Origin of the sequence: Candidatus Ruthia magnifica str. Cm (Calyptogena magnifica), from assembly GCF_000015105.1 — a bacterium.
GTDB classification, from domain to species: Bacteria; Pseudomonadota; Gammaproteobacteria; order PS1; family Pseudothioglobaceae; genus Ruthia; species Ruthia magnifica.
In genome coordinates, this window is record NC_008610.1 from 1,121,763 (window position 1) to 1,145,280 (window position 23,518).

The window sequence follows — 23,518 nt, forward strand, 5'->3', positions numbered from 1 at the left end:
TATGTCCATTCTCATAAATTTAGATGAATATAAACATTGGCGAGATGAAAAACTAGCAAATGCTAGTACTAAGATTGAAGCTTGTCTGATTGAAATTAGTAACCCCTTTGAACTCACACACTCAGAAAAAAATAAAATTAAGCTTTTGTGTCAGCAAAATAATTTTGCCTTATTTAACATTGGACAACAAAGCAACTACCCGCAAGCCATTATTGCTATTAACAAACAGCTTGGATTGATAGATTATGACCCGCATTTATACGTCCAAAATCAGGGCTTAGCGTATATTACCCAAAGTGTAAAAAAAGACCAAGTAGAATTTATTCCCTACACTAATAAAGCCATTGGCTGGCATACAGACGGTTATTACAACACAATAGAGCAGTGTATACGTGCCTTTTCTTTGTTTTGCATCACACCTGCAAACTGTGGTGGAGAAAATCAATGGATTGACCAGCAAATGGTTTATTTACAGTTAAGGGAGTCTAATCCAGATGTTACTAAGGCGCTTACTCATACCCAAGCCATGAGCATACCAGAACACACTGTGAACGGTATTATCAGGCGTAATAGCTCCATAGGAGCTATTTTTTTTATTGACAAGCACAGCTCACAACTTTATATGCGTTATACACAAAGAAAGAAAAACATCAAATTTTTAGATGCCCAAGAAGTTAAGCAAGCCATTACCATTTTGGATGCGTATTTAAGCACAACCACTGAATATCACTTTAGTCATACTATGACTACTAATCAGGGTATGTTGTGCAACAATATTCTCCACAAGCGTTCTCGATTTATTGATAGTTCACTCAAACCAAGGTTGCTACTCAGAGGTCGTTACTTTAATCGATTAAGTTAGGGTTATAATTGAGCGATGATTAACAATCACCGACTTGAAAACATCAAACAAATCAACTCACCAAACTTTAATAAAAGGCCTAACCAAGCCATATCTTTGATTGTTATTCATAGTATTTCACTACCACCTGGAAAATTCAATAACAACCATATTGAAAAATTTTTTACTAATCAACTTGATACCAGTCAACATCCTTATTTTAAATCCATTAAAGACCTAAAAGTATCCGCACACCTGCTGATTAAACGTAATGGTATGATAATTCAATTCGTACCTTTTAATCAGCGTGCTTGGCATGCAGGTAAATCAAATTATAAAGGCAAGCATAATTGTAATGATTTTTCGATCGGTATCGAATTGCAAGGAGATGACAATACATCGTATGAATTGGTACAATACAAAGTCTTAAACAATGTGATAGACTTATTAAAATCTCATTATCCAATAAGTACTATCAAAGGTCATAGTGACATTTCTCCGATAAGAAAAACAGATCCTGGGCCTTATTTTAAATGGAGTAAACTACATGCAATTACTTGATAAATTAAACGAACAAGCCAAAAATATCAAACTAATTATTTTTGATGTAGATGGTGTATTAACAGATGGTGGCTTATATTTTTCTGACGAGGGCGTAGAGCTTAAACGTTTTAATTCGCTTGATGGATTGGGCATTAAACTACTCAAACAAAATGGAATTGAAGTAGCTGTTATCAGCGCCAGAAGCTCTAAAAATATAACATACCGGATGAATGATTTAGGTATTGAACATTTTTATCAAGGACAAGATGACAAGGTTGTTGCTTTTAATAATCTTATCAAAAAACTATCACTTCAAGCTAAACAAGTTGCTTATATGGGTGATGACATCATTGATTTACCCATTATGAGAAAAATTAGCCTACCAATTGCTGTTGCCAATGCCCATGAACTGGTTAAAAAAAATGCTTGTTTTATAACTAAAAAAATAGGCGGCCATGGCGCAGTAAGAGAAGTTTGTGATTTATTATTAAAAGCTCAAAATACCTTTAACAAAGCTATGAGAAAATACCTAATATGACCCTTTTTCAACAAAAGTTTTACCAAATCCTTAAAGATAAAGTTCCTGCTGACTTTACAAATTCATTAACCACCCACAACGTCTATAAAGCTTAGCTCTTCAATGAAAAAATTTTTCACACCCGAAAATTTCTTACCATCATGTAATTAAATTAAATGGAGGTTTAGGTGATTTTACGCAAGATATTAAAATTAAAAAGGGTGTTGAAGTGGCTAACAAAAAAATTTGATCAATAGTATTTTTTAAACTAAGAATTATGGTTCTTAAATTTTCTTACTACGTATCTTGTTAATCATTTGTAATTGTGCTATTGACTCAGCAAGTGCTACTTGTATTGCTGAAATATCTTGACTTTCAGTTGCATTTTCTATTGCCTCTTGTGCGCGTTGTTTAGCCTCTAACGCTTTAGACTCATCTAAATTATCTGCTCTAATTGCAGTATCAGAAAAAATAGTCACAACATCTGGTTGGACTTCTATAATGCCACCAGAAATATAAATAGACTCTACACCTTTATCAGTTTCTACTCGAACTTCACCTGGTTTTAAGATTGATAAAAGTGCCGTATGTTTTGGATAAATACCTAGCTCACCTGTGGACGCGGGCGCAAATACACACGATACCTCACCCGAATAGAGAGATTCTGTTGCACTAACGACATCAACATGAATAGTTGACATTTATAAGCCCTCCTTATTGGTTTCACGAACCTCCTCAATTGAACCTATCATGTAGAATGCCTGTTCTGGGAAATCATCCATTTCACCATCAAGAATGGCTTTAAATCCAACAATTGTGTCTTTAAGAGATACATATTTTCCTGGCGCACCAGTGAAGACTTCTGCCACAAAAAATGGCTGAGATAAAAAACGTTGAATTTTACGAGCACGAGAAACTGAATGCTTGTCTTCTTCCGATAACTCATCCATGCCTAGAATCGCAATAATGTCTTTTAATTCTTTGTAACGTTGCAAAACGCTTTGTACGCCACGAGCTACATTATAGTGCTCTTCTCCCACGATTAATGGGTCTAATTGACGCGAAGTAGAATCGAGTGGGTCTACCGCAGGATAAATTCCTAATTCTGCTACCTGACGTGATAATACAACCGTTGCATCTAAATGAGCAAATGTAGTTGCTGGCGATGGGTCAGTTAAATCATCTGCAGGTACATATACTGCTTGAATTGAAGTAATTGAGCCTTTTTTAGTTGAAGTAATACGTTCTTGCAATGCACCCATCTCACTTGCCAATGTTGGCTGATAGCCCACTGCTGATGGCATACGACCTAATAGTGCCGATACTTCCGTACCTGCAAGTGTATAACGATAAATATTGTCAATAAACAATAATACATCATGACCTTCATCACGAAAGTATTCTGCCATAGTTAGTCCTGTTAAAGCCACACGCAATCTGTTTCCCGGTGGCTCGTTCATTTGACCATACACTAAAGACACCTTATCAAGCACATTTGACTCTTTCATTTCGTGATAAAAATCATTACCTTCACGAGTACGCTCGCCCACACCTGAAAATACTGAATAACCAGAATGCTCAATCGCAATATTACGAATTAACTCCATCATATTAACAGTTTTCCCAACACCAGCACCACCAAACAAACCAACTTTACCACCTTTGGCAAACGGGCAAATTAAATCAATAACTTTAATACCTGTTTCTAATAATTCTGCTGCAGGTGCCAACTCATGATAAGCAGGCGCACTTCGGTGAATAGCCCAGCTGACTTCTTGACCAATGTCGCCAGCATTATCAATCGGCTCTCCCAGCACATTCATAATACGCCCTAATGTCTTAACGCCAACAGGAACCTTAATAGGCCCACCTGTGTTGGTAACTTTCAAACCCCTTTTTAAGCCTTCAGAACCGCCCATGGCAATTGTACGTACTACGTAGTCACCCAATTGTTGCTGAACTTCTAAGGTCAACCCTGTTTCTGACACTTTTAAGGCGTCATAAATTTTTGGCATACTGTCTACTGAGAATTCGACATCAATAACCGCACCAATAATTTGTGTAATTTTTCCTGTATTCATTTTACTTTTCCTTTTTAAACTTTAAACAGCAGCAGCGCCACTAACAATCTCAGAAATTTCTTGTGTAATTGCCGCTTGCCTTGCCTTGTTGTAAATCAACTTTAATTCTTTAACCATATCACTTGCATTATCAGTCGCACTTTTCATTGCAATCATGCGCGAAGATTGCTCACAAGCAATATTTTCAATCAAGCCTTGATAAACTAAAGCTTCAATATAACGCACCAGTAACGCACTTAAAACTTCTTGCGCATCAGGTTCATAAATATAGTCCCAATAATGGTTTATATTGTTCGACTCACCTGCCACCATTGGTACCAACTGCATAATGGTGGGTGTTTGGGTTATGATGTTTTCAAATTTGTTGTAGGCCACTGATAATTGCTGGATTTCGTCTGCATCAAACTCGTCAAGCATGACTTTAATCGTGCCTAACAAATCATCAAAATGAGGCGTATCACCTAAATCTGTTAATACAGATTTAACGTTCAAGCCCAAATTTTTAAAAAATGAGGTTGCTTTTTTACCAATGGTACAGATGTCAACCTCAATACTCTTGGCTTGATATTCAACAACTTGTTTTAAAATATGCCTAAATAAATTAGTATTCAACCCACCACATAAACCTCTATCACTTGAAATAATAATAACACCGATACGTTGAAGTTTTTCAGAACTATTCATGTAAGAATATTCAAATTCTGAATGTGCATAGGCTAAATGCCCAATAACATTGGAGATTTTTTCACAATAAGGACGTGATGCCAACATTCTATCTTGAGCTTTTTTCATCTTAGAAGCTGCGACCATTTCCATGGCCGAAGTAATCTTCTGGGTATTTTTAATACTCGAAATTTGTGTTCTAATTTCCTTTCCAGCTGCCATTATCTACCCCATTCTACCAAGTATGATTTTGCTTAAAGTCATCAATTGCCGCTTGTAATTCGTTTGAAATTTTATCATTGTAATCACCTGTATCATTAATTTTACTCATTAATAATATTTGGTTTGCGTTCATATAAGCGATTAGTGCCGCTTCAAAATCAACCACTTTATTTACCTCAATATCATCTAACAAACCTGAATTGACAGCAAACAATGAAGTTGCCATTTCGGCAATTGATAAAGGCGAGTATTGATTTTGTTTCATTAATTCTGTCACGCGCTGACCACGATCAATTTGTGCCTTGGTCTCTGAATCAAGATCAGAGGAAAATTGTGCAAAAGCTGCCAATTCACGATATTGCGCCAAATCAAGACGAATACCACCACCTAGTTTTTTAATAATATTGGTCTGCGCTGAACCACCAACACGTGATACTGATAAACCTGCGTTAATCGCTGGACGAATACCTGCATTGAATAAATCTGTTTCTAAGAAAATTTGACCATCCGTTATTGAAATAACATTGGTAGGAACAAATGCTGATACATCTCCACCTTGCGTTTCAATAATTGGCAATGCTGTTAAAGAGCCTGTTTTACCCTTAACTTCACCATTAGTCATCTTTTCTACATATTCTGCATTAACACGTGAGGCACGCTCAAGCAAACGTGAATGTAGATAGAACACATCACCTGGATAAGCCTCACGCCCTGGTGGACGTTTAAGCAATAAAGAAACCTCACGATAAGCCCAAGCTTGCTTGGTTAAATCGTCATAAACAATCAGCGCATCTTCGCCTCGATCACGAAAATACTCAGCCATAGTGCATCCTGCATAAGGTGCAATATATTGTAGTGCAGGCGCTGATGCTGCGCCTGCAGTCACAATAATAGTGTTTTCCAATGCGCCGTATTCTTCTAATTTACGCACAACCGCCGCTACTGATGAATCTTTTTGACCAATAGCAACATATACACAACGAATACCGCTGTCTTTTTGATTGATAATCGTATCAATCGCTACAGCTGTTTTACCTGTTTGACGATCGCCAATAATTAACTCACGCTGACCACGACCCACTGGCACCATTGCATCAATCGCTTTAATACCTGTTTGAATAGGTTGGTCTACTGATTTACGATTAATCACGCCAGGTGCCATTATTTCTAACGGTCGTGCGCCTTGAACATCAATATCATCTTTACCATCAATGGCCTTACCTAATGGATTAACCACTCGCCCTAACATGGCTTCACCAACAGGCACTTCAACCAAACGATTGGTGCATTTAACGACATCACCTTCTGAAATATGCAAATAATCACCCAGAATAACCGCACCAACACTATTTTGCTCTAAATTAAGCGCCATACCAAAGGTGTTATTTGGAAATTCAAGCATCTCACCAAATTGTACATCAGCCAACCCATGAATACGGACAATTCCATCACTCACACTAACCACACTACCCTCTGTACGCACCTCAGCGTCAAAGTCAAATCCTTCTATTTGTTTTTTAATTAGATCACTAATTTCATGAGCGTTTAATTGCATAGCTCTTCCTCTTTAAGTTTTAAAAATTTAGTGTGTTTTTGATAAACGCAACTCCAACTCATTCACTCGAGCTTTGATTGACATATCGATAACTTTATCACCATCTTTAATAATAACACCACCTACTAAGTCTTTATCTATAACGGCATCAATGTTTACTACTTTGTTGTATTGATTTGTCAAATCTCTCACAATTTGCTTTTTTTCAAGCTCGCTTAACTGATAAGCACTAATAACATTAAACATTTTGGCATCATTTGTTGTATTTATCAAACTTTCAAACAAGGTGGCAATACTTGGCAAAGCATTGATGCGATTATTGTTTAATAATATGCCAATAAACGTTACTTCATGCCCGCTCAATTCTCTTGCCAATATTGACTTGAGTAATTCCTTAATAACACTTAATTTATCTTGTTTTAAAACGTTAGGAAAAGCGATAAATTTACACATCTGCTCATCAATAAGTAACTGTGCACCTGCATCTAAAACCATTTTCCACTGCAAATACGATTTATCTTGCTGTGCCAACTCAAAAATTGCATTAGCATAAGGTTTGGCAATGACGACTAATTCCATAGCTAATTACGACAGTGATTGTGACAATTTACCCAACATTTTTTGGTGTACTTTCACATCAACTTCCTTGGCAAGTACTACACTAACACCTTGCATAATCAAGTCAGACATTTGATTTTTTAACTCATTACGAGTTTGAATTGTATCTTGTTCAAGCTGCGCCTGTGCTTGCGCCTTTACTTTACCCGCTTCTTTTAAAGCAACATCCTTCGCATCTTCAACCATATTTGACGCTTGACGAGTGGCATTTGCAATAATCTCAGCTGCCTGGTCTTTAGATTGATTAATCATTTCTTGAGCTTTAGCTTGCATTTCTTCTTGTTCAGAACGGCCACGCTCCGCCGCCAATAAACCACTTTCAATACGTTTTTTACGCTCTTCCATGGTCATCACAATAGGAGGCCAAACAAATTTCATGCAAAACCAAGTAAACATGGTAAACATGATTAATTGCCCAAACATTGTCAAATTAATATTCATAACTCAACCCTTACATTTTAAATCATTTTTATTTTATCCTGCAACCGCAAATAAAATATACATTGAAATACCAACAGCAATCATTGGCACCGCATCCACTAAACCCATAACAATAAACATTTGCGTTCTAAGCATTGGAATTAACTCTGGTTGACGCGCCGCCCCTTCTAAAAATCTTGCACCTAAAATACCAATACCAACTGCTGCACCCAGCGCACCTAAGCCCATTAAAATTGAACCTGCTAAAAATAAAATACTCTGTTCCATTTTTTACTCCTATTTATAAAAAAATTAATGCTTTTTTTGATGAGCCATGTCCATATACACAATGACCAAAGTCATAAAAATAAAAGCTTGTAACAATACAATTAAAATATGGAAAATTGCCCATGGCAAAGACAAACTCCACTGAACCCAGAATGGCAATAAAGCGATGAGAATAAAAATCATCTCTCCTGCGTACATATTACCAAATAAACGTAATGCCAATGAAACAGGCTTGGCAATTAAATTCACCCCTTCTAAAAACAAATTAAACGGCAACATCATTTTACCAAACGGATGAAAGGTTAATTCTGCTGCAAAACCTCCTGCACCTTTTTCCTTAATGCTGTAATAAATAATAAGAATGAAAATACCAATTGACATACCAAGGGTAGCATTCGGGTCAGCAGTTGGTACCATCTTGAAGAAAACGTGATGTGGATCAGCACCAAGCCAAACGCCGATTTGCTGTGCTACATATGGCAACCAGTCGACTGGAACCAAATCCATGGTGTTCATTAACACAATCCAAATAAAAGTAGTGAGTGCTAATGGCGCAACCATAGGATTTTGACTATTAAACGAGCCACGAACATTATCGTTAATAAAATCAATTACACTTTCAATAAAATTTTGCGCCCCTGAAGGGGTATCGGAGGTCATTTTTTTACCCACTTTATAAAAAAAGATTAAAAATAAAGCGCCCAATATAAAGGAAATACTCAATGTGTCAAGATGAAAGGCCCAAAAACCCATTTCTTTTGCTTCGCTTGTAGTGTGCGCAAACCTCCAATGTCCATCTGGAAATTGACCATATGTCAAATTTTGTAAATGGTGCTTAATATAGCTACCAGAAGTTATAACTTCATTTGTCGCTGACATTACTTATTTATAACCTTATCTATTAAAAAACCAACTTGACCCAAAACCAAGCCAATAATTAGCGCCTCTGGTGATAACTTTAAAATCAATAAGCCGAATAAAGTCAATGCCACCAACATAGCCATACGCATAACAACACTCACTACTACCATACTAACGCTAGCTCCTGCGCTAATACCTAATTGTCTTCTTTGTTTATTTGTGCTCCTATTGATTAAACTTGTATTTAACAAGCTAATCATACTGCCATAAATTGCTGCTAAAGCCACACCATTAATGGCAAAATAAACACCCACTGTTAACAACATGCCTAATTGTGCCTTTGGCCATCCATTATCTGTTGCCAAAATATCTATCGTCCTTACCAAAGACTGAGATTATACTAGTCTAGCTTATAAAAAATCGTTTTTTTGTAACTTTAATCAATTAAATCACGTCTTGCACTTATAGTTAATAACATTAGCGTATTGTGATATATTTGACAAGTGTGCATATTATCAGAATAATTGACCTCATTTTGAGGAGAGAAGCATGGCCCATGTTGTTGTTATTGGTGCAAGCACAGGCGGACTACCTTTTGCCTATGATATTAAAAAAACATTAGGAAAGGATCACAAGGTAACGGTTATTTCCAACAATCCAAACTTTAACTTTATTCCTTCAAATCCTTGGCTAGCAGTTGGTTGGCGCAGTGAAGAGGACATTAGTTTTTTACTTGAACCTCATTTGAAACGCAAAAATATTGGGCTTATTATCGGCGAGGCCAGTGAAATCAAACCTAATGATAATCAAGTCATGGTTGGCGATCGGATTGTAGATTATGACTATCTAGTGCTAGCAACAGGTCCTAAATTAGCCTTTGATGAAGTTGAAGGCTTAGGCCCTGAGGGCCATAGCGTTTCAATTTGTACCACTGCCCATGCTGAATCAGCACGCCAAAAGTGGGAAGAGTTTTGTTCGAATGGCGGTGGTCCAATTGTTGTGGGCGCGGTGCAAGGCGCTTCCTGTTTTGGTCCAGTTTATGAATTTGCATGTATCATGGATACTGATCTTAAAAAACGAAGTATTCGTGATAAATGCCCCATCACCTTTGTGACTGCAGAGCCTTATATTGGCCATCTAGGTCTGGGTGGTGTGGGTGATTCAAAAAGTCTGTTAGAATCAGAATTCAGGAAACGCCATATCAAGTGGATTATCAATGCCAAGGTGACTAATGTCACCATAGATAATGTAACCGTAGATCAAGCTAACGACGAAGGAGAAGTGATTAAAACTATTGAGATTGCCACCCAATATACCATGATGTTGCCAGCCTTTAAAGGCGTCGATATAGTTGCAAAATTAGCCGATGTAGATGCAGGATTTGTTAATCCACGTGGCTTTGTTATGGTGAATGATTATCAACAATCCCCTGTTAAAAGTAATATTTTTTCAATTGGTGTAAATATCGCTATTCCACCTGTTGAGGCAACTCCTGTTATGTGCGGCACGCCAAAAACAGGCTATATGATTGAATCCATGGTCACCGCTGTTGTACATAATATTGAAGAAATGCTTGCCAATAAAGCGCCTTCTCATATCCCAACTTGGAATGCTGTTTGTATTGCTGACATGGGTGATACAGCTGCAACCTTTGTCGCCATGCCGCAAATTCCACCTAGAAACGTTACTTGGGCTAAAAAAGGTAAAATAATGCACATTGCTAAAATTGCCTTTGAAAAATTTTTCATTCGCAACATGAAAACAGGTAACTCAGAACCTGTCTATCAAAAGTACATTTTTAAAATGCTAGGCATTGAGCGTTTAAAGAAAAATAGACACTCCTAATTTTATTTTTTAATAAAATGCATACAAGATGCCTTTTTATACTAAATAGTTAGGCGTATCCTTGGTTTTAAAAAAAAGTATTACATAACTATGATTTGTACTCCATCTTTGTTTTGTGATTTTTACATACGTAAATACTACTAACCAAAGGCAGGTTACTTATGTTAAATGAGTAACACTCACTTAAAAGTATAGGTGTACTCGCGGTCATTTCAATCACTGAACCATCTAGTGAAATACATGATAATTCACCAATTGAAATGACTTTTTTAAAGGCTAAAAATCTTGCTTCATATTGGTTTTGATTAAAAAATCAACCGACTCTGCAGCATTTAAACGCACATCGTTAGACTTGTCGCTTATGTGATTAAGTTTTATAACTCATGCGTCTTGATGGTTCTAATCTTATTTTACTGTGTTTTTCTTGATAATCTGTTTTAAGTTCATAAAGCGAGTGTATGTTAATTTCTATCTCGTCTAATTACAACTCAATATTATTTTTGATGGTTAATAATTCAAGAATTTGATGGCCGTATTTTCTGTCTAAATCATGTAACTCACTAAGATACATATCTAGTGTTTTAACGGTTTCATCATCAATAGATAAGCTATTCAAATAATAATGAGGTTCATAAATACTCTCTTGAGTTTGCAACTGAGCGCTTGAGCGTAATAGGCTAACATCTCAGTAATATTTAATCATTAGAGCATCTCATTTTCAAGCTAATTTACTTTCTCAATTAACACTACACTATTTGCACTGGCCTTAAATTCAGCCTCAATCGCGCTTAACTTTTATTCACTAAATGCTCATCATTTAATTCTTTGAGTTAGTGAATGAGCAATTCTTATTGTTGCAACCTCATTTGATAGTTATTATTCAAATCATCAATTTTCTCACTCACTTGTTTGTGCATTCACTACCAAATTAAACGAGGTGCAAAACTTACGTATCAGAGCACGTATCTAATAATTACCGTTGTTGATTGGAACGTAATAAAAACTGATGCTAATTCAACTTTATCTGCACCAAAGTAGCCATCACCCATGGCCACTCAACCAATGTAAAATAATGGATTTTCCTACATCTATTTCACCTGTAACAACACTCATGCCTTGCTTAAAAGACAAGTATAAAGTCTCAATAACCGCTAAATTTTTAACACTTATTAAGACAACATCTCAATTAGAGTTTATGACCCCAGTGTAATTTAGAACGAATAATCTCAAAATAATCATAATCCTTTGGATGTAATAAATAAATAAAACTACTGTGCTGAAACACACGAATATCTTGTCCAGCTTTAATAGCAACTGAAATTTGCCCATCAAAACTAACAATTGCCCCATCGTCTGAATCTTTCACTTGAATCACTATTTCACTATTGCCTGGCATCAATAAGGGACGATGGCTCATAGTATGCGGGCAAATTGATACTAAGCCAATGGCATTCACACCTGGATGCATAATAGGACCGCCGCTGGATAGTGCATAAGCAGTTGATCCTGTTGGTGTGGTAATAATCAAACCATCAGCGCGTTGATTGTTGACAAATTTATCATCAATATAAACATCAAACTCAACCATCTTTAAATGTTCTTTTCGATGAATAACTACATCATTCAATGCCAAAAAATTATCTAGTGTTTCGCTATTCTGCTTTATTTGACAAGATAGTAGACAGCGCTCCTCTTTGGTGTATTTACCATTTAACACCTCAGAAACGATATCAAACATACCTGTTAATGGCACATCTGCTAAAAAACCTAGTCGTCCAAGATTAATGCCCAAAATTGGGATATTGTTATCAACAAAACTACGTGCCGCATTAAGTAGCGAACCATCACCACCTAAAACAATAATTAAATCTGCTTGTTGGGCAATACTTTTATCATCAAATACCACACCCACGCCTTGAGTTGATAAAAATTCACTCAACTCAATAGCTGTACCTTTACTCACAGAATCGTTAGGTTTGGTGATAATACCAATTATGTTAAACATAATTGTTAATCATTAAGATTGAATTCTTTAAAATAGTCACCATATAATCAAGCACTTTGTGGATAATTTTAATCTTATCCATAATCAATAATTCTAACAAATATACATGAATTGAGCATCAAAATGACAAAAAAAAAATCAACAGAAAAAGAAGATATTAACCCTACCATTAAAGCAGTCTCACAAACACCTAAAGAAAAAGAAGATAACCTGAAAGAACAGTTGATTCAGGCACAACAGTCTGCTAAAGATAACTGGGATAAACTTTTAAGGTCTCAAGCAGAAATGGAAAACTTAAAACGTCGCAACGCTAAAGATGTTGAAAATGCACACAAGTTTGCACTAGATAGTTTTGTTAAAGCATTACTTGAGGTCAAAGACTCGTTAAGCATGGGAATTAAAACCGCACAAGAAGAAAAAGCCACCGTTAAGCATATTGTTGAAGGTCTAGAAATGACTAATAAAGTTTTTCTCTCAACCCTAGAAAAATTTGGCGTAGTAATGATTAACCCAGAAGACGAGGCCTTTAACCCAGAATTACACGAAGCCGTTACCATGATACCCATGCCAGGTAAGGACTCAAATTCTGTTTTAGAAGTCGTACAATTTGGTTTTACTTTAAATGGTCGTTTGGTTCGCCCAGCAATGGTTGTGGTAGCCCAATAGATAATAAGTTTTTATAACTTAACAAGGATTCCGGGTAAAATTCAATAAAAACTGATGAATTTAGGAGCTATTTAGACTTAAAATATTTTATATCATAATTCTCTTATAACAACAGTATAAAGAGCGTTTTGACAGTTTTAAAACAAGGATATAACGACATATATTCATCAAACACTTGCATAGATATGTTAATGTAATGATTTTATATTTAGATTGAACTAGAGTAGTTGTAAAATTGATTCTAAATATAGAAAAAATTGACAATAATAGAATTAATTATAAGGAACTAACAGGGTAGATTACACAATTAAAATGAAAGAGATATAGAATATTATATAGACAATCAATTAGTTGATTAATCTCGGAAGGATTCTAGGCCATAAAAATTCCGACAAACGTACCAGGGTCTAAAAAAGTTATGGTTGTTGCAATCTGTATGTTCTACAGTCTAATCGTGCTGTTATAATTATAGAAGCAAAGTGACCAAATGAAAAATTATTTAAAGTATTAGAATAAGCAATAACTTACGCGAAAAAATATCCGCTTCTATTTCTATAGAAGGTGGTTAATTAAGAAATTTGCAAAAGTAAATAATATTCTAAAGGACTAGGAGCAGAAAGGGTTTCAATGTTCGCTAATTTAATATTTTTAAAAATACAACTGGAGATAATGAATAGTATAGTAGGCCTTTTGGTCTAATTTAGAGGATAAACAAGGAAAGATGTTAGTAGGCTCTATTAAAAAATACATAGTAATCTATTTAATGAAGTAGCCATTAGAGACCCAAAAAGATTAGAACCTATAATAAAAATATTGTCATATTTTCATTTATCATCAAAAAATAATGATGTTAAAAAGGTATTGATTGGGTATTTTAGATAATTAAAATACAATTCTGCTTTTGGCGTGATAATTTAGATGTTACAAAGATTACTATGATTATGCTTGATGATGGGCATTCAAATATACTTAAAGAAGGTTCATCATATAGCAGACACTCTCAAACTAAAGAAAAATATAATATTGTTATTATCAATATTTCGTTTTCACAGTTCACAGATTGTTTTTCAAGTTATTCAATCATACCTACCTCAGATAAGAACGACGACAGTCCAGGGGTTCAGCATTGCTAGAGGTATTAAAGCCGTCTTAAAATTCAAGAACCGTGATTATATTGCTCCTATAAGTTTTTATACAAAAACGATCCCTCCAAACTTCAACAGAGCAAGAGTATATTGTAAATAATTTTACGATAGAAAGAATTATTGAATTATCTCCAAAATATTTCAATCCTTATACTGAAACACAAATAGCGACATTGATAATCAAATATAGTAAAAAATAAATAAGCAAATAAAAATATATATCACACTATTGCCAATGATGACTATAGAACACCTATGCTTGGAAAGCATGATTGATAATAACGAAGGTAAATTTAGTAAATGGTTTTAATTCCAAACAAATACACTCGTTTACACAAAAAATGAATACTCATTAGATGCCCTTCCAATATAAAAAATGAGGTAGTGTTGCACCCAATGATAAATAGCGCCCATTACGATGGTTTTTGATTTAGCAAAAGAACATATAGATTTTTATTAAAAAAATAATTTCAGAAAAAAGTTATTTTTGTTTCCAACAAATACTGCTATTATCCCAACCATAGGCAAAACTTCTTTATTAAACCATATGGGCATTAACATTTAAAAAAAGATTTATTAAATTCAACATTTGACAGAGGTTTACTCAAAAGATGAAATGCACCTATTTTGTCTATTCCATTTTTTTTTAAATTAAAGAATAGACAGTATTGTATATGATTTAGGTTATTCTGCCATCAAGAAGACAATGCTAGAGAAAATACTTTTTCCCAAAACAAAAAACCTACTAAGATTAAGAAAAATAAAAGTGACAATTGGAAAAAGCGAGTTTGTAGATATTCCCTATTTTTTATTAGTGCATTAATCAAGCTCAAATATTAAACCAAAGAACAGTGTATCAAAAATCCTACAACTTTTTGTTGATACTTTTGAGCAACCCTAAGAAAATTTAATATAGACACGATTCGGTCTTTAAACCAGAATTGCATGAAGCAATTACCGTGACACTCACCCCAAACAAAGACTCAAGCATTATTTTAGAAATCGCACAGTTTCGCTTTACTTTAAATGGCTGCTTAGTTCATCCAGTCATGGTAGTAATTCAATAGGTTATAATTGAAAAATATGACTGTGAAGACTATTTTTTGGTCATATTAATTCTAAAAACTATTGATTCTAATTTCAATGGGGTGATGATAGCCTATAAGAAGTAAATATAATGAGTTCTGAATATTGTTTATCAATTGGAGGACGTTATGAAAGCATATAACTTAAAGTTTATTATTTTTCACTATATTAACATTTACTAGCTCAACCCAGCAAATAAAATAAAGCGTGACCACTGGTAGTATACCCTACATAATGTTGCCTTGGTTTTAAGACAGTTTTTTAGAGATTACTGATGATCTTGATGAAACAAAATAGTGCAATAAACATGTGTTGTTATTTTTTCATTCAAATAAATGTCTTTATTATCAAATGATAAAATATTTTATATCAACTCGCCGCTTAAAAAATTTATTTAGCAATATTTTGACTTACTTACTATTAATATTCGAAGCGACAAAGAAATGGCAATTAATGAAGATCAATCCTTAAAATGGGAAGAATTAACAGCATAAGTTGAAGTCTAATATACACCGACTATGATTTTTTAAATCAAAAAAATAAAATGGTAGAACGAACAAATGACTATCGTAAGCCTAAAAAATTGAACCAAATAAAAAACGAACGACTACCAACCATAAAATCATGAGATATTTCAAATAATTACCATTCTAAAAATACCATCGAGCATAATTTTTGAAAATAAAAGCTGCGACGCTTGTGCTTATTTTTATAATACAACGTTCAAAGACAGTTCTGTCGTCAAATAAATTTAACGCCTTTAGTATGGCTGTTGATGCTAAGACAACACAGGCTATTATTGATAATAATGGCAATCAACCCATACCGCAACCTAAACTTAAACTTAACTACCGACCTGATATTATTTTGTTTAATGAGAGCGATGAATTTACTCGTATTAATGGATTTTTATAAAACTTTTATTTTCAAGAAGTATTGCACTACATGAATGATAATTTTATCAAAAATTTGCAACTTATAATGTCTATCTTGCTTATAGATACAAAGAGAGTTGTCTAAACAAGGTATTGACATTTATAAATAATATTTACTTACTGCAACTAAGTGTATAACATAGTAAAGTACAATTGATTCTTTGAGGAAAGAGGTATGAAACATTTATTATTACCCTTATTTTTATTATTATCCGCATTTTCATTAACACAAGCAGAAGATGATTTGTTGCCAGTAGACAAGGCATTTGCCTTTAAGGTTAAAGTGGTTAATAACGAAATACTGCTTAATTGGGACATTGCCAAAGGTTACTATCTTTATAAAGAAAAGATTAAGATTTCTGCTAATCTTTCAATCCAACTAGGTAGTGCTAAATTTCCAACAGCAAAGATTATAAATGATGAATTTTTTGGAAAAATTGGGATTTATCGTGATAATACCGTGGTGGTGGTTCCTGTGCTTAAAGGTGATGCCAAATCTATTTTATTAACCGTTATTTATCAAGGTTGTGCCGATTTAGGTGTTTGCTACCCACCTATTATTAAATCGTTTGTGCTTAACATTAACTCAATACGTTCGACATCTTTAGCTGATAATGCATTTAATCTATTTACACGAGCTACTAACAAGACGCAATCAATTATTGAAAAAATCATCCCAATTTCTGATGAACCTCTATCTGCAGACGATGCATTTAGATTTTCAGTGGTAGCAATTGATGCCAATACACTACTAGCAAGATGGACTATTCATCAAGAATATTATTTATACCATGATAGGTTTTTCTTTGATATAAAAGGGGCAAAATTTGGCGATATTGTCCTTCAAAAAGGACAAATTAAAAACGATAAATTTTTTGACAAAATTGAGATTCACAAAGGCCTATTAAAAGTTAAAATTCAGCTCACTGATGTCAACACTCAACCAATTACTTTTATCGTTAAATATCAAGGTTGTTGGGAGAACGGTGTTTGTTATCCACCACAAGAAAAAACCAAAGAAATTATGTTGCCTTATCAGACTGACAACTCTAATATCAATATCGTACCTGAAAAAGCCAAAATACTCAATGTCGCGCAAGTTGAATTAAACGAAATTGGACAAATTACCGCACTATTCCAACAAGACAGCATATTGTTAGTATTAGCAAGTTTTTTTGGCTTTGGTTTACTACTGTCATTAACTCCTTGCGTGTTTCCAATGATTCCAATTCTGTCAGGCATTATTGTGGGCCAAAAAGAAGAAGTTAGTACTAAAAAAGCGCTGATTATGTCCATTGTGTTTGTATTATCCATGAGCATAACCTATTCAATTTCGGGTATATTAGCAGGCTATTTTGGTGAAAATTTACAGGCATTGTTCCAAACTCCTTGGATACTGTCTATTTTTAGTTTAATTTTTGTTGTCTTGGCGTTTTCCATGTTTGGTTATTATGAAATCCAATTACCTGCCAATTTACAAGGAAAAATTACAAAAATAAGCAATGATCAAAAAGGCGGACACCTGATTGGCGTCACTGTAATGGGGTTTTTATCAGCACTTATTGTGGGACCTTGCGTTGTGCCACCGCTAGCAGGTGCGCTGATTTATATTGGACAAACTGGTGATGCATTATTAGGCGGATTATCGCTGTTTATAATGAGTTTAGGTATGGGTGTGCCGCTTGTTGCGATTGGTGCAGGTGTAAGTAAACTTCCTAAAGTAGGCGGCTGGATGTATAGTATTAAATACATCTTTGGTATTTTAATGCTGGCCGTAGCAATCTATCTACTTGATAGAATTATCTCACCTCTTGCTTCACTTGTATTATGGGCGATGCTCATTACTATATCACCAATTGCGATGGGTACATTGAACACACAAACAAGTGCCTCAAGCTCTTGGCAACGTATTTTTAAAGCATTAGGTTTAATCATACTGGGCTATGGTGTCTTACTTTGGATGTTGATAGCACGTGGTGGTGGTGATATGTTGCAACCGTTATCAAGCTGGAGTACATCAAGTATAGTAACTGAATCAGTCCATATAAAATTTAAACGCATCAAATCGATGGATGAACTAGATCAAATTCTAGAAAAAGAGAAAAGTAGCGACCAAATTGTTATGCTAGATTTTTATGCTGACTGGTGCATTTCTTGTAAAGAGCTTGAGCGCTTTGTATTTTCTAATGTTAATGTGGTTAACGAAATGACTAATGTCACTACACTTCAAGCCGACGTAACTGAAAATAATACCAACGATAAAGCATTTATGAAACGATTTGGCCTTGTTGGTCCTCCTGCTATTTTGTTTTTCAAAAATGGTATTGAAAATCGTTCACAAAGAATTATTGGTGAGATTAACGCGCAAAACTTTCTCAGTCATCTCAACAAAACCAAATAAAAAAATGACGATAAAATGACGATAAAACTAATCATCGTACACGATATTGGTGGTAAAATCAGTTTTATTTAAATTTTACTTACCAACAAATGGATGTTCTGTTATTAAACGGCCCCAGTCTTAATCTACTTGGCACTCGTGAACCTAATTATTATGGTGTACAAACACTGGATGACATTATCAGTAATCTTGCAAAAATAACAAATGACGCTGGGCTTACACTTCAACACCATCAAGATAATTCAGAAGCAAGATTGATTGAACATATTCACAACGCCACTAATAACGGAGCTCAATATATCATTATCAATCCTGCAGCTTTTACACACACGTCAATCGCTTTGCGTGATGCCATGCTCGCTGTGAATATTAAGTTTACCGAAGTTCACCTATCTAATGTATACAAACGTGAAGACTTTCGCAAACGATCTTATTTTTCAGATATTGCACAAGGTACCATTTCTGGCTTTGGCGCCCAAGGCTATGAATTTGCACTACAAGCTGCAATTCAACATATTCAACAATTAAAGGGATCATGAATGGATATTCGTAAAGTAAAAAAATTAATGGAATTGCTAGAACAATCTGGCATGAGTGAAATTGAAATTGTTGAGGGTAAAGAATCCGTCCGTATCTCTCGCTATGGCAATGCACCAATGGCAACACCAGTGACAATAGCACCACCATCTAAAGATAGTACAACAACAGCAAATGGACATCCTATCACTTCGTCTATGGTTGGTACTTTTTATGGCGCAGCATCGTCCACTTCTGATGCTTTTGTTAAAATTGGTCAACACGTCAATCAAGGTGATACGGTTTGCATCGTTGAAGCCATGAAAATTATGAACCAAATCGAGACAGACCAATCTGGAATAGTCACTGAGATCTTATGTACAGATGGTGATGCAGTTGAATTTGGCCAAACACTAGTCGTCATTCAATGACACCAATGAACAAAATTCACAAGGTTCTCATTGCTAACCGTGGTGAAATTGCGCTTAGAGTTTTAAGAGCTTGCAAAGAACTAGGCATCAAAACCGTTGCTGTATATTCAACAGCGGACAAAGACCTTAAACACGTGCGTTTGTCTAACGAGGCTGTGTGTATTGGTCCACACCAATCAAAAGATAGCTATTTAAACATCCCCGCACTGATTGCTGCCGCAGAAATTACTCACGCTGATGCCATTCATCCTGGCTATGGTTTTTTATCTGAAAGTGCAGATTTTGCACAGCAAGTTGAAAAAAGTGGTTTTATTTTTATCGGCCCTCATGCAGATAATATTCGCGTTATGGGCAACAAAGTTGCCGCCATTAAGACTATGCAAAAATCTGGTGTGCCTTGTGTACCTGGATCAAATGCTGGTTTGACTGAAGACGCCGCTCAAAATACCAAACTTGCTCGTAATATTGGCTTTCCAATTATCATAAAAGCCTCTGGCGGTGGCGGTGGTCGTGGTATGCGTGTGGTTGAAAAAGAAACCAACCTACTTGATTCAATTGAGTTAAGCAAAATAGAAGCACTTAACTTTTTTAACAATAGCGAAGTGTATATGGAGAAATTTTTAACCACACCTAGGCATATTGAGATTCAAATATTAGCTGACGAACATGGCAATGTTGTGCACTTAGGCGAGCGTGACTGTTCAATGCAAAGACGTCATCAAAAAGTGGTAGAAGAAGCACCAGCACCTGGCATCACATCAGAATTGCGCCAAAAAATCGGCAGTGCTTGTACGGATGCTTGCAAAACCATTAACTATCGCGGCGCTGGTACGTTTGAGTTTTTATTTGAAAATGATGAATTTTATTTCATTGAAATGAACACTCGTATTCAAGTTGAACACCCTGTCACCGAAATGATTACTGGCATTGATATTGTGCGCGAACAAATACTCATTGCCGATGGTCAAATACTCCAATTTACACAGGATGATGTGAAAATCAAAGGCTATGCGATTGAGTGCCGTATTAATGCTGAAGACCATAATAATTTTATGCCCTCACCAGGGAAAATCACTCAATATCATATCGCTGGTGGTTTAGGCGTACGTGTTGATTCACACGTATATAACGGTTATACCGTGCCATCCCATTATGACTCTATGATTGGCAAGTTAATTACTTTTGCTGATACTCGACTAGGTGCTATTATAAAAATGCAAAATGCACTTGATGAAATGGTGATTGATGGCATTAAAACCAATATCGTCTTACAAAGACAAATTATGGATGATAAAAATTTTCAAAAAGGTGGTATGAATATTCACTATCTCGAAAAAATACTGGAGACCCAGTATGATTAAAGTAGGCATTGTTGGCGCTACCGGATACACAGGATTAGAGCTTATACGCCTTTTAAACAACCACCCAAATGCAAAAATTATTGCTTTATGTTCAAGGGTAAATACTGGCAAAGCCGTTATTGAAGAATTTCCCAGCCTAATAGGTTATGTTGACCTTGACTTTATTATACCAGATGATAAGACATTATTTGAATGCGACGTCATTTTCTTTGCCACACCGCACGGAGTAGCCATGAATAGCGTTGGCCAATTTCTAGACAAGGGCATAAAAATAATTGACTTAAGCGCTGATTTTCGAATTAAAGACAGCTCCACATGGAGCAAATGGTACGGCATAGTACACACACAAAGCGCTTTATTAAAAAATGCCGTTTATGGCTTGCCTGAAGTTTATAGCTCACAAATAAAAAACGCTACCTTAGTTGCTAATCCTGGCTGCTACCCGACTGCAATCATACTAGCACTTAAACCCCTGCTTAAGGCAAATTCCATTAACACAAAAAGCATTATCGCTGATTGTAAGTCAGGTGTTAGTGGAGCAGGTAGAAATTCTAATATTGCCACACTTTTTTGCGAAGTAAACGAATCCTTAAAGCCTTATAATGTTAATCAACACCGTCACAAGCCTGAAGCACAACAAGTGTTAACAGACATTGCAAATACAGATGTGGATTTTATCTTTACTCCACACTTGATACCCATGACCCGGGGCATGCTTGCCAGTGTATATGTTGATTTAACAAAGGACATCGATGTACAAGAATTGTTTAAAAATCACTATCAAGATAATAGATTTGTCCATGTATTATCAGTTGGTGTTTATCCACAAACTAAATCAGTTAAAGGCACAAATAATTGCCATATTGGCATCCAAAAATCAAATAACAAACTTATTATTATGACAGTTATTGATAACATCAATAAGGGCGCCTCAGGTCAAGCTATACAAAACATGAACCTCATGTTTGGAATTGATGAAGGCTTAGGATTAGAACAAATTGGCTTATTACCATAAGGGAGCAACATGGAAACAAAACAAGCTTTAGAAAAAGCAGATATTATTTTTAGCGACAATGCCGCTAAAAAAGTATCAACTCTTATTGAAGAGGAAAAAAACGAAAACTTGCATTTGCGTGTTTATATCACAGGCGGCGGTTGCTCTGGTTTTTCCTATGGCTTTAATTTTGATGAAACCTACAAAGAAGGCGACTCAAGTGTTGAGAATAACGGTGTGCAATTAGTAGTTGATCCCATGAGTTATCAATACTTAATTGGTGCAACTGTTGATTACTTGGAAGACTTACAAGGCGCACGTTTTATTATTCATAACCCAAATGCCAAAACCACTTGCGGTTGTGGCTCATCCTTTTCGGTATAAATTATGATTGAATATATTCCAGGTTTGGCAGGTGTTCCTGCAACAGAATCTTCTATCTCTTATATTGATGGGAAAAACGGTATTTTGACTTATCGTGGCTACTCAATTGAAGACTTGGTTAAATACGGCTCTTTTGAAGAGGTATCTATGCTACTTAGAGATGGAGAACTGCCAGACAAAAACAAACTAGACAACTTTAAAAATATTTTACACAAGCGTTATGAAGTAAAGCGCAATATCCGTTCCATGATGTGGTCTTTGCCTGCCAATGGACATCCAATGAATGTTTTACAAACTACTATTGCCGCTATGGCGACATTCTATCCTGATGCAGGCGCACAAAATCCTGACTCTGTCTATACGCAAGGCGCACTGACTAAAATCATTTCTAACATGAGTACTTTAGTAGCAATGTGGGCACGTATTAGTGCTGGCTATGATCCTATTCCACCTAGCAGAGGAATGTCATACGCTAAGAACTTTTTATATATGTCGTTTGGGGAAGAGCCTGATGATGATATTGTCAAGCTTTTTGATGCTTGTCTAATTCTACATGCAGAACATACAATCAATGCTTCAACTTTTTCTGCTATGGTAACTGCTTCAACGCTTGCCAATCCCTTTGCTTCAATTTCGGCTGCGGTTGGTACTTTAGCAGGCTCCTTACATGGTGGTGCAAATGAAGATGTGCTTAAAATGTTAGATGAAATTGGCGATGCTAAAAATGCTCGTGCTTATATTAAAAATCGCTTAAAAAACAAACAAATCATTTGGGGTATGGGACATAGAGAATATAGCGTTAAAGACCCTCGTGCAAGTATTTTACAATCCATGATTGAAGACTATGTCAAAAAATCCAACATGCATTTTTCTAAACGCTTTGAAACTGCATTAGAAGTAGAAAGAATTTGTGAAGATTTGCTATCAAGCAAAGGCGTTTATCCAAATGTAGATTTTTACTCAGGTATTTTATATGCCGAAATTTTCAAAATTCCACAAACACATTTTACGCCTATTTTTGCCATGGCTCGTTCTGCTGGCTGGACAGCTCATTGGCACGAACAAGTTGGACATAATCGCATTTTCAGACCCGCACAAATCTACATAGGGTCTAATTTTAGAAATTATTCTAAAAAATAA

25 protein-coding genes are annotated in these 23,518 nt (G+C 35.4%); 14 read left to right on the plus strand and 11 right to left on the minus strand.

Going from position 1 to position 23,518, the window contains the following annotated elements; translation table 11 throughout:
• The first annotated feature begins 1 nt into the window (after position 1).
• The 3 genes from RMAG_RS05210 to kdsC are packed head-to-tail and all read left to right on the plus strand — an operon-like array spanning position 2 to position 1,922.
• The gene (locus RMAG_RS05210; RefSeq protein ID WP_011738370.1) at positions 2-862 is read left to right on the plus strand and encodes a TauD/TfdA family dioxygenase; all 861 of its coding nucleotides are present in this window, start codon (positions 2-4) and stop codon (positions 860-862) included.
• Between the two features lie 15 nt (positions 863-877).
• Positions 878-1,402: a 1,6-anhydro-N-acetylmuramyl-L-alanine amidase AmpD gene (gene ampD, locus RMAG_RS05215; protein ID WP_011738371.1), complete on the plus strand. Its 525-nt coding sequence runs from the start codon at positions 878-880 to the stop codon at positions 1,400-1,402.
• Positions 1,389-1,922: a 3-deoxy-manno-octulosonate-8-phosphatase KdsC gene (gene kdsC, locus RMAG_RS05220; RefSeq protein WP_011738372.1), complete on the plus strand. Its 534-nt coding sequence runs from the start codon at positions 1,389-1,391 to the stop codon at positions 1,920-1,922. Before ampD ends, kdsC begins: the two co-directional genes overlap by 14 nt.
• Positions 1,923-2,185: 263 nt before the next feature.
• On the opposite strand, the gene RMAG_RS05225 is transcribed toward kdsC, so the two are convergent.
• From RMAG_RS05225 to RMAG_RS05265, 9 genes are read right to left on the minus strand one after another with little or no spacing between them, the layout of a single operon-like run.
• Positions 2,186-2,602, minus strand: coding sequence for a F0F1 ATP synthase subunit epsilon (locus RMAG_RS05225; protein ID WP_011738373.1), 417 nt, complete (start codon positions 2,600-2,602; stop codon positions 2,186-2,188).
• Complete coding sequence (gene atpD / locus RMAG_RS05230) at positions 2,603-3,982, minus strand: F0F1 ATP synthase subunit beta (protein ID WP_011738374.1); 1,380 nt, start codon at positions 3,980-3,982, stop codon at positions 2,603-2,605. It lies immediately after the preceding gene.
• A gap of 21 nt (positions 3,983-4,003) precedes the next feature.
• A complete protein-coding gene (gene atpG / locus RMAG_RS05235) occupies positions 4,004-4,867 on the minus strand; it encodes a F0F1 ATP synthase subunit gamma (RefSeq protein WP_011738375.1) in 864 nt (287 codons plus the stop codon).
• Between the two features lie 13 nt (positions 4,868-4,880).
• Positions 4,881-6,422: a F0F1 ATP synthase subunit alpha gene (gene atpA / locus RMAG_RS05240; RefSeq protein WP_011738376.1), complete on the minus strand. Its 1,542-nt coding sequence runs from the start codon at positions 6,420-6,422 to the stop codon at positions 4,881-4,883.
• Positions 6,423-6,449: 27 nt separating this feature from the next.
• Positions 6,450-7,001, minus strand: a complete 552-nt coding sequence (locus tag RMAG_RS05245) for a F0F1 ATP synthase subunit delta (protein ID WP_011738377.1) — start codon at positions 6,999-7,001, stop codon at positions 6,450-6,452.
• 6 nt (positions 7,002-7,007) lie between these two features.
• Complete coding sequence (locus tag RMAG_RS05250; protein WP_011738378.1) at positions 7,008-7,481, minus strand: F0F1 ATP synthase subunit B; 474 nt, start codon at positions 7,479-7,481, stop codon at positions 7,008-7,010.
• Between the two features lie 33 nt (positions 7,482-7,514).
• Positions 7,515-7,748 carry a F0F1 ATP synthase subunit C gene (atpE, locus tag RMAG_RS05255; protein ID WP_011738379.1) on the minus strand — a complete coding sequence of 78 codons (234 nt, stop codon included), beginning with the start codon at positions 7,746-7,748 and terminating at the stop codon, positions 7,515-7,517.
• Positions 7,749-7,772: 24 nt separating this feature from the next.
• A complete protein-coding gene (atpB, locus tag RMAG_RS05260) occupies positions 7,773-8,627 on the minus strand; it encodes a F0F1 ATP synthase subunit A (protein WP_011738380.1) in 855 nt (284 codons plus the stop codon).
• On the minus strand, positions 8,627-8,974 hold the full coding sequence (locus RMAG_RS05265; protein WP_011738381.1) for an ATP synthase subunit I: 348 nt from the start codon (positions 8,972-8,974) through the stop codon (positions 8,627-8,629). Before RMAG_RS05265 ends, atpB begins: the two co-directional genes overlap by 1 nt.
• A gap of 184 nt (positions 8,975-9,158) precedes the next feature.
• On the opposite strand from RMAG_RS05265, the gene RMAG_RS05270 reads away from it, so the two are divergent.
• Positions 9,159-10,454 (plus strand): NAD(P)/FAD-dependent oxidoreductase, encoded by a 1,296-nt coding sequence (locus tag RMAG_RS05270; protein ID WP_011738382.1) that lies wholly within the window; start codon positions 9,159-9,161, stop codon positions 10,452-10,454.
• A gap of 481 nt (positions 10,455-10,935) precedes the next feature.
• Here the strand turns inward: RMAG_RS05270 and RMAG_RS06170 are convergent, their stop codons facing one another.
• Both RMAG_RS06170 and RMAG_RS05275 read right to left on the minus strand, forming a co-directional pair.
• On the minus strand, positions 10,936-11,070 hold the full coding sequence (locus tag RMAG_RS06170; protein ID WP_269077361.1) for a hypothetical protein: 135 nt from the start codon (positions 11,068-11,070) through the stop codon (positions 10,936-10,938).
• 570 nt (positions 11,071-11,640) lie between these two features.
• Entirely contained in the window at positions 11,641-12,459 is an 819-nt protein-coding gene (locus RMAG_RS05275) for an NAD(+) kinase (protein ID WP_011738383.1), read from the minus strand.
• Positions 12,460-12,582: 123 nt separating this feature from the next.
• Here RMAG_RS05275 and grpE point away from each other — a divergent pair, with 123 nt between their 5' ends.
• From grpE to RMAG_RS05315, 10 genes are all read left to right on the plus strand, one after another.
• On the plus strand, positions 12,583-13,125 hold the full coding sequence (gene grpE / locus RMAG_RS05280; protein ID WP_011738384.1) for a nucleotide exchange factor GrpE: 543 nt from the start codon (positions 12,583-12,585) through the stop codon (positions 13,123-13,125).
• A gap of 935 nt (positions 13,126-14,060) precedes the next feature.
• Positions 14,061-14,258, plus strand: coding sequence for a hypothetical protein (locus RMAG_RS05920; RefSeq protein ID WP_157834496.1), 198 nt, complete (start codon positions 14,061-14,063; stop codon positions 14,256-14,258).
• Positions 14,259-16,121: 1,863 nt separating this feature from the next.
• On the plus strand, positions 16,122-16,271 hold the full coding sequence (locus tag RMAG_RS05925) for a hypothetical protein (RefSeq protein WP_187145678.1): 150 nt from the start codon (positions 16,122-16,124) through the stop codon (positions 16,269-16,271).
• A gap of 195 nt (positions 16,272-16,466) precedes the next feature.
• Entirely contained in the window at positions 16,467-18,692 is a 2,226-nt protein-coding gene (locus RMAG_RS05285) for a protein-disulfide reductase DsbD (protein WP_011738386.1), read from the plus strand.
• Positions 18,693-18,781: 89 nt separating this feature from the next.
• Positions 18,782-19,231 carry a type II 3-dehydroquinate dehydratase gene (gene aroQ / locus RMAG_RS05290; protein ID WP_011738387.1) on the plus strand — a complete coding sequence of 150 codons (450 nt, stop codon included), beginning with the start codon at positions 18,782-18,784 and terminating at the stop codon, positions 19,229-19,231.
• Positions 19,232-19,639 (plus strand): acetyl-CoA carboxylase biotin carboxyl carrier protein, encoded by a 408-nt coding sequence (gene accB, locus RMAG_RS05295; RefSeq protein ID WP_011738388.1) that lies wholly within the window; start codon positions 19,232-19,234, stop codon positions 19,637-19,639.
• A gap of 5 nt (positions 19,640-19,644) precedes the next feature.
• Positions 19,645-21,000 carry an acetyl-CoA carboxylase biotin carboxylase subunit gene (accC, locus tag RMAG_RS05300; protein ID WP_034415923.1) on the plus strand — a complete coding sequence of 452 codons (1,356 nt, stop codon included), beginning with the start codon at positions 19,645-19,647 and terminating at the stop codon, positions 20,998-21,000.
• Entirely contained in the window at positions 20,993-22,015 is a 1,023-nt protein-coding gene (gene argC, locus RMAG_RS05305; RefSeq protein ID WP_011738390.1) for an N-acetyl-gamma-glutamyl-phosphate reductase, read from the plus strand. The genes accC and argC overlap by 8 nt, the downstream gene beginning before the upstream one ends.
• 9 nt (positions 22,016-22,024) lie before the next feature.
• Positions 22,025-22,378: an iron-sulfur cluster insertion protein ErpA gene (gene erpA / locus RMAG_RS05310; RefSeq protein ID WP_011738391.1), complete on the plus strand. Its 354-nt coding sequence runs from the start codon at positions 22,025-22,027 to the stop codon at positions 22,376-22,378.
• Positions 22,379-22,381: 3 nt separating this feature from the next.
• Positions 22,382-23,518 (plus strand): citrate synthase, encoded by a 1,137-nt coding sequence (locus RMAG_RS05315; RefSeq protein WP_011738392.1) that lies wholly within the window; start codon positions 22,382-22,384, stop codon positions 23,516-23,518.